Annotated in this window: 11 protein-coding genes; 7 read left to right on the top strand and 4 right to left on the bottom strand. The window is 70.6% G+C overall.

The window, feature by feature from the left end:
- From ACWC09_RS42675 to ACWC09_RS42665, 3 genes are all read right to left on the bottom strand, one after another.
- Positions 1 to 492: alcohol dehydrogenase catalytic domain-containing protein (locus ACWC09_RS42675; protein ID WP_450856480.1), on the bottom strand; the 492-nt coding region annotated here is incomplete at its 3' end.
- 21 nt (positions 493 to 513) lie between these two features.
- Positions 514 to 1,755, bottom strand: a complete 1,242-nt coding sequence (locus ACWC09_RS42670; protein ID WP_450856478.1) for a cytochrome P450 — start codon at positions 1,753 to 1,755, stop codon at positions 514 to 516.
- 93 nt (positions 1,756 to 1,848) lie between these two features.
- Positions 1,849 to 3,036 (bottom strand): acyl-CoA dehydrogenase family protein, encoded by a 1,188-nt coding sequence (locus tag ACWC09_RS42665; protein WP_450856476.1) that lies wholly within the window; start codon positions 3,034 to 3,036, stop codon positions 1,849 to 1,851.
- A gap of 150 nt (positions 3,037 to 3,186) precedes the next feature.
- Between ACWC09_RS42665 and ACWC09_RS42660 the strand changes: the two genes are divergently transcribed.
- The 5 genes from ACWC09_RS42660 to ACWC09_RS42640 all read left to right on the top strand — a co-directional run bounded on the left by ACWC09_RS42660 (position 3,187) and on the right by ACWC09_RS42640 (position 8,810).
- Complete coding sequence (locus tag ACWC09_RS42660; protein WP_450856475.1) at positions 3,187 to 4,662, top strand: FadR/GntR family transcriptional regulator; 1,476 nt, start codon at positions 3,187 to 3,189, stop codon at positions 4,660 to 4,662.
- Positions 4,663 to 4,734: 72 nt separating this feature from the next.
- The gene (locus tag ACWC09_RS42655) at positions 4,735 to 5,883 is read left to right on the top strand and encodes an acyl-CoA dehydrogenase family protein (protein WP_450856473.1); all 1,149 of its coding nucleotides are present in this window, start codon (positions 4,735 to 4,737) and stop codon (positions 5,881 to 5,883) included.
- A 10-nt stretch (positions 5,884 to 5,893) separates the two neighbouring features.
- Positions 5,894 to 6,661: an SDR family NAD(P)-dependent oxidoreductase gene (locus ACWC09_RS42650; protein ID WP_450856471.1), complete on the top strand. Its 768-nt coding sequence runs from the start codon at positions 5,894 to 5,896 to the stop codon at positions 6,659 to 6,661.
- On the top strand, positions 6,658 to 7,836 hold the full coding sequence (locus ACWC09_RS42645) for an acyl-CoA dehydrogenase family protein (RefSeq protein WP_450856469.1): 1,179 nt from the start codon (positions 6,658 to 6,660) through the stop codon (positions 7,834 to 7,836). The genes ACWC09_RS42650 and ACWC09_RS42645 overlap by 4 nt, the downstream gene beginning before the upstream one ends.
- Positions 7,833 to 8,810: an NADPH:quinone oxidoreductase family protein gene (locus ACWC09_RS42640; RefSeq protein WP_450856467.1), complete on the top strand. Its 978-nt coding sequence runs from the start codon at positions 7,833 to 7,835 to the stop codon at positions 8,808 to 8,810. The genes ACWC09_RS42645 and ACWC09_RS42640 overlap by 4 nt, the downstream gene beginning before the upstream one ends.
- Positions 8,811 to 8,823: 13 nt before the next feature.
- On the opposite strand, the gene ACWC09_RS42635 is transcribed toward ACWC09_RS42640, so the two are convergent.
- On the bottom strand, positions 8,824 to 9,687 hold the full coding sequence (locus ACWC09_RS42635) for a mycofactocin-coupled SDR family oxidoreductase (protein ID WP_450856466.1): 864 nt from the start codon (positions 9,685 to 9,687) through the stop codon (positions 8,824 to 8,826).
- A 133-nt stretch (positions 9,688 to 9,820) separates the two neighbouring features.
- Here ACWC09_RS42635 and ACWC09_RS42630 point away from each other — a divergent pair, with 133 nt between their 5' ends.
- Positions 9,821 to 10,966, top strand: coding sequence for an amidohydrolase family protein (locus tag ACWC09_RS42630; protein ID WP_450856464.1), 1,146 nt, complete (start codon positions 9,821 to 9,823; stop codon positions 10,964 to 10,966).
- Positions 10,963 to 11,184, top strand: coding sequence for a hypothetical protein (locus ACWC09_RS42625; RefSeq protein ID WP_450856462.1), 222 nt, complete (start codon positions 10,963 to 10,965; stop codon positions 11,182 to 11,184). Before ACWC09_RS42630 ends, ACWC09_RS42625 begins: the two co-directional genes overlap by 4 nt.
- Positions 11,185 to 11,189 lie beyond the last annotated feature (5 nt).

Here is an 11,189-nt window from a genome sequence, read left to right as displayed (position 1 = left end):
GACGACCACCTTGTCGGACGGCTTGGCCTCGGAGCGGTTGACGCAGTGCCGGGCGACCGCCATCGGCTCGTTCAGTGACGCCACGTCGAAGGGCAGGGCGTCCGGGAACACCGCCACGCTGTCGCCCACCACGGCGTTCTCGATGAGCAGGTACTCGTTCATCCCGCCGAGCTCGCCGCCGCAGCCGATGATCCCGGACGGCGCGGCCTGCGGGTTGACCACCACCCGGTCGCCCACCTTCAGGCCGCTGACCTCGGCGCCCACCTCGACGACCTCACCGGCGGGTTCGTGGCCGAGCGGCAGCGGGACCACCGAGCCGCCGGGGTCGTTGTAGGGGGTGCCGCCCATGTGGACGAAGAACGTGTCGGTGCCGCAGATGCCACAGGCGCGTATCCGTACGAGCGCGTCCCTGGGGCCGGGCGTGGGACGCTCGACCTCCACGACGTCGACCTCGTTCGCCGCCCCGGTCAGGACGGACTTCATGGTGGCCATGGGGCCGTCTCCTTCCGCCGGTCACCAGGTGACCGGCAGCTCGTAGATGCCGTACGCCTGCGAGTCCTCCTTGAACCGCAGCTCCGACACGTCGACCGCGAGTCGCAGGGTCGGCACCCGGCTGAAGAGCGTGCTGAAGACGACGTGGAGTTCGATGCGGGCCAGCTGCTGTCCCACGCACTGGTGCGGGCCCCAGCCGAACGCGTGATGGTGTGCCGCGGTGCGGGTGAGGTCGAGCTTCTCCGGCTCGGGGAAGGCCTCGGGGTCCCAGTTGGCCGCCGGCAGCGACGCGATGACACCCTCGCCCGCGCGGAGGGTCTCACCCCCGAACTCGATGTCCTCCACCACCGCCCGCCGTGCCAGCAGATGCGGGATGGTCAGATACCGCAGCAACTCCTCGACGGCGCCGGTCACATACTTCGGATCGTCGGCGTTCTCCCGCAGCGCCGTCAGCTGGTCGGGGTGCTGGAGCAGCAGCGCGGTGCCCAGCGTGATCATGTTGGCACTGGTGTCGTGGCCGGCGACGAGCAGGATGTGGCCCAGCGGAGCGGCGTCCTCCATGGAGAGCACGCCCTCCTTGACCCGTGCGCCGAGGTCGGAGAGGACGTCCTCACCAGGGTCGTCCATCTTGGCCTCGATGAGTCCGGAGATGTAGCGGCGCAGATCCGCCGTCGACCGGGCCGCTTCCTCGGGGGTCTTGAAGCGCGCGTTGGTGACTCCGGCGTGCTTCTGGAAGAACGCGTGGTCGTCGTACGGCACGCCGAGGAGCGCGCAGATCATGAGGGACGGGAGGGGCAGCGACAGGGCCTCGTTGAGGTCGGTCGGGTTGGGGCCGGCCAGCATCCGGTCGATGAGATCGTCGGTGATCTGCTGGATCTCCGGGCGGAGTCTCTCCATCCGGTGACGCGTGAACGAGTTCGTCAGCATCCGACGCCACCGCGTGTGCTCGGCGCCGTCGGTGTTGTTGATCGACGGCTGGATGTCGGCCGCGTGCGCCTTCATGGCCTCGGTCGTGTGCGGGTATCCGGGCGCACCGATGTTCGCGCTGAGCCGTGGGTCGGTCAGCAACTGCCGTTGGGCGGCGTGCGAGGTGACGACCCAGGGGGTGGTGCCGTCCCAGGTCCTGGCCCGTACGAGCGCCTTGTCCGGGTCGTGCAGGTCGAGCAGTCCCGGCGGTGGTGCGAAGGGGCACGCGCCGGATCGGGGTGAGGGGTACTCCGGCAGTTCCTGGGCGATGTCGGTTCCGGACACGTTCTCGGCCATGGGTCCTCGCCTTCTCGATTGCTCCGACGAAAGATATGTCGACCGCTCGGTACAATCAATCCATCGGTGGGGAACCCGGCAGCAGGACGAAGATCAGCGAGGCTCGCGCGGCAGTCCCAGCCCCCGCTCGGCGATCTGCGTCCGCAGCACCTCGTTCGCCCCGCCCGCGATCGTGTACGCGCGCGAGTACAGATGCGCGTCCTGCCACCAGCCGTCGGCCACCGCCTCCGGGTCGTCCTCGGTGAGCAGGCCGTCCGTGCCCTGCAGCCGCAGGCCGAAGTCGGCCAGGTCGTGGTTGAGTTCGCTGAAGAAGATCTTGCCGAGGAGGGCGTCGGCCGGCTGTTCCGTGGCGTGCAGCATCCGTGACTGCGCCATGCCGATCATCGCGGCGTTCACGTGCACCCGCGCGGCGAGTTCGCCGATCGTCTGCCGGGTGGCGGAATCGTCGAGCGCGGCCGGTGTCCCCTCCGCCAGCCGCATCAGGTCGTCCAGCACCGCGAACAGCTCGACGCCCCGCGCGGCCACGCCGGAGCGCTCACGGCCGAGGCTGCTCATCGCCACCCGCCAGCCGTCGTCGACCCGGCCGATCACGTTCGCGGCCGGGATCCGGACGCCGTCGAGGAAGACCTCGTTGAAGTCCGTGGTCCCGGTGATCTCGCGGAGCGGGCGCACCTGGACCCCCGGGCTGCGCATGTCCAGCGCGAACGCGGTGATGCCCTTGTGCTTCGGGGCGTCGGCGTCGGTGCGTGCGAGCAGATAGCCCATGTCGGCGTGCTGGCCGTTGGTCGTCCAGACCTTCTGGCCGTCCACGACGAACACCGCGCCCTCGCCCTCGCCCTCGCGGCGCGCACGGGTCCGCAGCGCCGCCAGGTCGCTGCCCGCCTCGGGCTCGCTGAACAGCTGGCACCACACGTCCTCGCAGGTGCGGATGCGGGGCAGGAAACGCGCCCGCTGCCCGTCGGTGCCGAACTCGATCAGGGCCGCCGAGGCCAGTGAGGCCGCGCCGACCGGTGGCCAGGTACGGGCGCGGGCGATCTCCTCGGCGACGACGGACGGTTCGAGCGGGTGGGCGTCGGGCCGTCCGCCGTACTCGACGGGCCAGTCGATGCCGAGCAGGCCCGCCTCGTAGAGCTTCGCGGTCCACTCCCGGATCGCCGGCAGGAGTGCCGGGTCGGGTGCGCGCACCCCGGAGTGCGCCTTGACGCCGGGCGCGTGCTCCGCCACGAAGGCGCGCACCTTCCTCCGGAACGCCTCCAGCTCGGGTGTGGACGTAAGGCGCATCGCTGTCGACTCCTTGTCGTCGTGTCACCAGTCATGCCGCCGTGGCCAAAATGAGTATACTTTAACCATCGTGTTGGCTCGCCTGCCAGTGTCTGGTGTCCGTGCCCAATAGACTGGGGATCCGCAATAACCCCTCAGAGGAGTTGGCCCATGGCGACAGCCGTCGACCGCGAGCCCGCCGACGGCGAGACCGGCGCCCTGGTCGGCAAACTCGCCGCGCAGACCGCTCAGCGCATCGAGGCATCCGTGATCCGCCAAGGATGGCCCGTGGACGAGTCGTTGGGCTCCGAGTCGGACCTGCGGGAGTGGCTGGGCGTCAGCCGTGCGGTATTGCGCGAGGCGGTGCGCCTGGTCGAGCACCACCAGGTCGCCCGGATGCGGCGCGGCCCCGGCGGCGGCCTGATCGTCTGCGCCCCCGACGCGGGACCGGCGACCCGGGCCATGGTGATCTACCTCGAGTACGTCGGCACCAGCGTCACCGACCTGCTCCAGGCCCGCCAGCTCCTGGAGCCGATCGCCGCGGGCCTCGCCGCCGACCGGATCACCGAGGAGGGCATCGCCACCCTCCGGGCCACCCTCGACTCCGAACACGCCCACTGGGACGACCCGTCGGTCCACTCCCAGGACCCGCTGCACCCGGTCCTCGGCCGGCTGTCCGGCAACCCGGTGCTGCACCTGTTCATCGATGTCCTCACCCGCCTCACCGCCCGCTACGCGCACACCTCCCGCCGTATCTCCAAGGCCGAGATGCACGCGGCGAAGGAGACCTCGCACCGCGAGCACCGCGCCGTCGTCGACGCCGTCATCGCCGACGACGGCGCACGCGCGCAGACCGAACTCAGCGTGCATCTGGAGTCGGTGGCCGCCTGGATCGAGAAGCACCGGGTGCGCCGCGGCGGGCAGCGGATCTCGGGGAGCGTGGTCGAGCCCGAGCTGGTCGAGGGGCCGCGGGCCAAGCTCGCCGAGGTGGTGGCCGCCCGCATCCACGACGACATCGCCGCCCGGGGCTGGCAGATCGGCATGGTCCTCGGTTCGGAGGCGGATCTGCTGGCCCGCTACGAGATCAGCCGGGCCGTCCTGCGCGAGGCCGTACGGCTGCTGGAGTACCACTCGGTCGCCCGGATGCGCCGCGGCCCCGGCGGCGGTCTCGTGGTCACCGAGCCCGAACCGCAGGCCAGCATCGACACCATGGCGCTCTTCCTGGAGTACCAGGGCGTCACGGCCGACGATCTGCGGATCGTCCGCAACGCCATCGAACTCGGCATCATCGCAAGGGTGACCGCCCGGTACGCCGAGGGCGATCCCGAGGTCGCCGAGCGCCTCGCCAAGGCCGTCCGCTGGGCCACCGAAGGTCCGGCCGACGACCTCCGCAAGGCCGACCTCTTCCACTCGGAACTGGCGGCCCTCGCCAACAACCCGGTGCTGTCCCTCTTCCTCGCCATCATCACCGAACTGTTCCGCCGGCACGCCTCCGGCCACGACCGGCCACTGCCCGGGGACACGGCGGCCGAGGAGGTCCAGCACGTCCACCAGCGCATCCTCGACGCGATCGTGCAGGGGGACGCAGGGGTCGCCCGCCATCGGATGCGACGGCATTTGGATGCACTCATTCCCTGGTGGCACTAATGAGTCGGGGGATCATCTAGACCCTGAAGGGCAATTACGTATACTCAATAGGGTCCGATCGAAGGAGATTCGATGCGCCGGACCCTGTTCGAGCAGGACCACGAGGACTTCCGCCTCCTGGTCCGCGACTTCATCGCCCGCGAAGTGCTCCCGGTCTACGAGGACTGGCGACGCGCCGGTCTGGTCCCGCGTGACCTGTTCACCGCCCTGGGCAAGCTGGGCATCATCGGCACGGCCATCCCCGAGGAGTACGGCGGGGGCGGCCAGGACGACTACCGCTTCAACGTCGTCCTCCAGGAGGAGTGCGCCCGCGCGGGCGTGACCCTCGGCGGCCTCCGGACCCACCTCGACATCGTCGTCCCGTACTTCACGGGCCTCGCCAACGCCGAGCAACGGGCCCGCTGGTTCCCCGGGTTGGCCTCCGGTGAGCTCTACACCGCGATCGCGATGAGCGAGCCGGGCACGGGCTCCGACCTGGCCGGCGTCACGACGAGGGCCGTCCGCGACGGCGACCACTACACACTCAACGGCGCCAAGACCTTCATCACCGGCGGCCACCACGCCGACCTGGTGATCGTCGTGGCCCGCACCGACACCGACCCGGACGACCGGCGCGCCGGACTGTCCCTGCTCGTGGTGGAGAAGGGCACACCCGGATTCACCGTCGGGCGCAAGCTGGAGAAGATCGGCCTCGCCGTCCAGGACACGGTGGAGCTCGCCTTCGACGACGTCCGCGTGCCCGTGACCGACCTCCTGGGCGAGGAGGGCGCCGCCTTCACCCTCCTCGGCCGCAACCTCGCCCAGGAACGGCTGGCCATCGCGGTCGGCGCCGTCGCCCAGACCCGCGCCGCGATCGACCTGACCATCGCCTACGTCCGCGACCGCACCGTGTTCGGCAAACCGGTCGCCCACTTCCAGAACACCAAGTTCGAACTCGCCGCGATGGCAACCGAGTTGGAAGCCGCCCAGTCCCTGCTGGACGCGGCCGTCAGTGCGCTGGTCGCCGGCGAACTGAGCCCTGCGGACGCGGCCAAGGCCAAGCTGTTCTGCACCGAGACACAGGGCCGCGTCGTCGACCGGTGCCTCCAACTGCACGGCGGCTACGGCTACATCCTCGAGTCCCCGATCGCCCGGCTGTACGCCGACGCGCGGGTGACCCGCATCTACGGCGGCACCAGCGAGGTCCTGAAGACCATCATCAGCAAGTCCCTGGGCCTGTAAGGAGTTTGATGTGAACATCGACGGTTCGGCGGTACTCGTCACCGGCGGCGCCTCCGGTCTGGGGCTGGCCACCGCACGCCGCGTCATCGACCGGGGCGGCCGTGTCGTCCTGGCCGACATCTCCGAGGAGCAGGGCGCCAAGGCGGTCGCCGACCTCGGCGAAGCCGCCCGGTTCGTCCGCGCCGACGTCACCGACGAGGCCTCGGTCACCGCCGCCCTCGACGCCGCACAGGACCTCGGTCCGCTGCGCTTCGTCGTGCACTGTGCCGGCCGCGGCGGCGACCGCACCCGGATCATCGACCGCGACCGCACCCCCGGCGAGCTCACCACCTTCGCCGAGGTCGTACGCGTCAACCTGATCGGCACCTACAACGTGCTGCGCCTGGCCGCCGCCCGCCTCTCCGGCAACGACGTCGTCGACGGCGACCGCGGAGCAGTGGTCCTCACCGCCTCCGTCGCCGCCTTCGACGGCCAGATCGGCCAGACCTCCTACACCGCCGCCAAGGCCGGCGTGCACGGCATGACCCTCGTCGCCGCCCGTGACCTGGCCAGCTGGCAGATCCGGGTGAACACCATCGCCCCCGGCATCATGGACACCCCCATGCTCGGCCGGCTCCGCGAGGACATCCGCGACGGCCTCGCCGCGACCGTGCCCCACCCCAAGCGCCTCGGCGACCCCGACGACTTCGGTCGCCTCGCCGTGGAGATGCTGGAGAACCCCTACCTCAACGGCCAGACGATCCGCCTCGACGGCGCCATCCGCATGGCCCCGCGATGACGGCCGCCGAGACCGACGAGCAGTTCCGCGCCCGGCTGCGCGCCTTCCTGACGGAGCAGCACCCCGGCCGTCGTCCCGGGGATCCGGCCGAGCGCCTCGCATGGCAGAAGAAGTGGCTGGCCACGCTGTACGACGCCGGATACGCCGGACCGAGCTGGCCGCGTGAGTACGGCGGAATGGACCTCAGCTTCGCCAGGCAGGTCATCTACCAGGAGGAGTACGCCCGAGCCCGGGTCCCCGGCCCGCTCGGCACCGGACTCGGCATCGCCGCCCCCACCCTCGTCACGTACGGCACGACGGAGCAGAAGGAACGCTTCCTGCGCCCCATGCTGCGCGGCGACACCGTCTGGGCGCAGGGCTATTCCGAACCGGAGGCGGGCTCGGACCTCCCCGCGCTGCGCACGAAGGCACGCCGCGAGGGTGAGGAGTACGTCGTCAACGGGCAGAAGGTGTGGAACAGTTCGGCCGACATCGCCGACATCCTCTTCACCCTGGTCCGCACCGGCCCGCCCGACTCCCGCCAGGACGGCATCACTTACCTGCTGATCGACGCCCACGCCCCCGGGGTGACCGTGCTGCCGCTGCGGGACCTGACGGGCGACGCGCACTTCTGCGAGATCTTCTTCGACGACGTCCGCGTGCCGGTCGCCAGCCGGATCGGCCCCGAGAACGGCGGCTGGCCCCTGGTCCGCACCAGTCTCGGCCACGAACGCGCCGCCGGGGCGATGAACCAGGCGGCCCGGTACCGGCGGGTGCTCGACGAGCTGATCGAGCTGGCACGCGAACGCGGGGCGACAGCCGACCCCCTGGTGCGCGACCGGCTGGCGGACTTCGAGATCCGCGTCACGATCATGCGGCTCACCGGCATGCGGACCATCGCCGACATCATGGCGAAGGGCGAACCGGGTCCCGCCTCCTCGACATCACGGCTGTTCATCGTCACCTTCGAGCAGGAACTGCACGAATTCGCCCTGGAGTTGCTGGGACCGTACGGCATCCTCGGCCGCCGCGACCCGCACGCCGTTCAGCGCGGCCGCTGGGTGTGGGGCTTCCTGCGCACCCGCGCCTCGACCATCGGCGCCGGCACCGCCGAGATCCAGCGCAACACCATCGCCGAACAGGTACTGGGCCTGCCCCGGGACCCGGCCATGCCGACCACCGGGAGGGCACGATGAGAGCCGCACGTTGTACGGAGTACGGGCCACCGGACGGTCTGCAGGTCCTCGAACTGGACGACCCCGAACCCGGTCCGGGCGAGGTCCTGGTCCGTGTGCACGCCGCCGCGGTCAACTTCCCGGACGTCCTGCTCGTGGCGGACCGCTACCAGGTCCCCGCCCCGCTGCCCTTCACCCCCGGCAGCGAGTTCGCCGGAGTCGTGGCCGCGCTGGGCCCGGGAGTGACGGGGCCCCCGGTCGGCTCACCCGTGGCCGGGGCGGTGCTCACGGGCGCCTTCGCCGAACAGGTCGTCGTGCCCGTCGCCGCTCTGCGCCCGGTCCCCGACGGCCTCGACATGGTCCACGCCGCCGCCTTCCACGTGACGTACGCGACCGCGTACCACTCCCTGGTCACCGTCGGGCAGGGCACGGCGGGGGAGTGGGCGGCGATCCTCGGGGCCGCGGGCGGGGTCGGCAGCGCGGCCGTCGACATCGCGACCCGTCTCGGGCTGCGGGTCGTCGCGGCGGCATCGAGTCAGGAGCGGCTCGCGGTCGCCCGCAAGCTCGGCGCGGAGGCCGGAGTCGACTACGTCCACGAGGACCTCAAGACCCGTCTGCGCGAACTGGCCGGCGGCGAGGGCGTCCATCTCGTGGTCGACCCCGTGGGCGGCGACCACGCCGAGGCCGCCCTGCGCGCGCTGCGACGGGGCGGCCGGTTCGTCACGGTGGGGTACGCCGACGGGAAGATCCCCCGGATCCCGCTCAACCTGGTACTGCTCAAGGACGCGGTCGTACGGGGCTTCGAGATCCGGATGCTGCGCCGGTACGCCCCGGACGCGGTGGCCGCCGGCGATCGGGCGCTCGCCCGGATGGTCCGGGACGGGATGCGCCCGCTCGTCTCCCGCGTCCACCCCCTCGCCGAGGTGGCGTCCGCCCTGACCGACGTGGCGCAGCGGCGCACCACCGGCAAGGTGGTCGTCGACCTGACGGGATGAGTGCGAACCCGGCTCAGAACGTGGGCAGTTGGGGGCGTCGCTTGACATAGCCGGCGGCGTCCACGCGCATCTGCATCCCGGAGACGTAGCGGGACTCGTCGGACACGAGGTACAGCACGGTCTCGGCGATGTCCTCCGGCTCGACGTAGGGGACACCGAAGCCGGTCGTCGCGGGGAAGGAGGGCAGGGCGTCCTCGCGGGTCGGCTCCTCCAGATCGGGGCGGAACGAGCGGTACATGACGTCGCTGTTGAGCATGTCCGTGTTGACGTTGGTGGGGTGGAGGGCGTTGACGCGGATCTGCCGTGGGGCCAGCACGGTCGCCAGGTCGTGGACGAACATGGCTACTTGGCGCTTGGCGAACGAATAGCCCAGACCTCCCGGGCCGAGGGCGGGATTGTCGATGGTCGCCGGGATCAACCCGGCGAGCGATCCGGTCGCCACGATCGAGGCTCCGTCGGGCAGATGGGGCAGGGCGGCGTCCACGGCGTTGACGACCCCGCTGAAGTCGACCGTGACGGCGTCCAGGAAGGCCTGGGCGCTCTTGCCGGCCCCGATCGGGCAGATGCCGGCCTGTGCCACGACGGCGTCCAGCGGCCCCAACTCGTCCACACCGTCGTCCACCGCGGCCCTCAGGGCCGCCCGGTCGCGCACGTCCGCCCTGCGGGCGACCACCCGCCGGCCGAGCTTCTCCACCTGGCGCGCGGTCTCGTCCAGATCCTCCGGAGTGGCCAGGGGATAGCTGTTGGTGGCGATGTCCTGGCAGACGTCCACGGCGATGATGTCGGCACCCTCCGCGGCGAGCCGGACCGCCTGGGCCCGTCCCTGGCCGCGCGCGGCGCCGGTGATGAAGACGACCTTGTCCTGCACTCGACCCATGGGGTCTCCTTCCGTCACCTGAAAGAGTAGCCTGAATAGCGGGGTTGGGACCCTTGATCCCGCTCAATGGGATGTGATCAGGACACACAATCAATCCGGTGTTAAAGAGTTCCAAGACCGAGGGAGCACAAGGATGCCGTTGCAGCCGTGGATGAAGTTGCTGTCGACCGACGACCATCTGATCGAGCCGCCGCACCTGTGGTCGGACCGTCTGCCGGCGAGGTTCCGGGAGGCCGGTCCGCGCATCGTGGAGAAACCACGGGGAGACGGGCAGGCTCCGGCCGAGGTGTGGGTCTATGAGGACCGGATCTACCCCTATATCGGCCTGAACGCCGTCGCGGGCAAGAGCCCCGAGGAGTTCGGCCTCGAACCCACCCGCTACGACGAGATGATCCCGGGCTGCTACGACCCCAAGGCACGCATCCGGGACATGGATCTGGACGGCGTGTGGGGCGCCCTGTGCTTTCCGTCGTTCCCGGGCTTCTCCGGCCATGTCTTCCTGGACGGCAAGGACCGCGAGCTGGCGCTTCTGTGCGTCCAGGCCTGGAACGACTTCGTCCTGGACGAGTGGTGCCCCACCGCTCCGGGCCGGCTCGTCCCGCTGGCCATCATGCCGCTGTGGGACGTCGACGCCTGCGTCGCCGAGATCCACCGGACCGCCGCCAAGGGCGCCAAGGCGATCTCCTTCCCCGAGAACCCGGCCCCGCGCGGCCTCCCCTCCTTCCACACCGACTACTGGGACCCCATGTTCTCGGCGGCCGAGGAGACCGACATGCCGCTGTGCCTGCACTTCGGCACCTCCGGCCAGGCTCCCAGGACGGCCCCCGAGGCCCCCTTCGCCGTGACGATCGCCCTGTTCGGCTGCAACGCCATGTACGCCACCGCCGACCTGCTCTTCTCCCCGGTGCTGCACAAGCACCCCAAGCTGAAGATCGGCCTGTCCGAGGGCGGCATCGGCTGGATCCCGTATCTGCTGGAGCGCAGCGACGGCACCTGGGAGCGGCACCGCTTCTACCAGAACGTCAACCAGAGCGTGCGTCCCTCGGAGCTGTTCCACAAGCACTTCCACGGCTGCTTCATCGACGACCGGTTCGGCGTGGAGAACCGTCACCACGTCGGCATCGACAAGATCACCTGGGAGTGCGACTACCCGCACTCCGACTCCTACTGGCCCAAGAGCCGTGCCTACGCGGCCGAGGTCCTCGCCGACGTACCGGACGACGAGGTGCACCGGATAGTGGAGTTGAACACCCGCCGCCTCTACAACCTCCCCGCATGAGCCGCCGCCCGGAGTCCGAGCGCTCCGACTGGACCGACCTCGACCTGCTGACCCGGGAGGAGGCCCACGGCCGCCTCGTCGCGGAGATCGCCGAGACGGACGTACGCCTCGCCGAACTCGGCGAGTCCGACCAGGCCGAGCGTGACCTCCTCCGGTCCCGGCTCCGTGCCCTGCGTGAGGCCGCCGACGATCTGATCGACCACCCCAGGAAGGGCTGAGGCTG

Source organism: Streptomyces sp. NPDC001617 (genome assembly GCF_053596855.1).
This window is presented reverse-complemented; position numbering and strand designations above follow the sequence as displayed.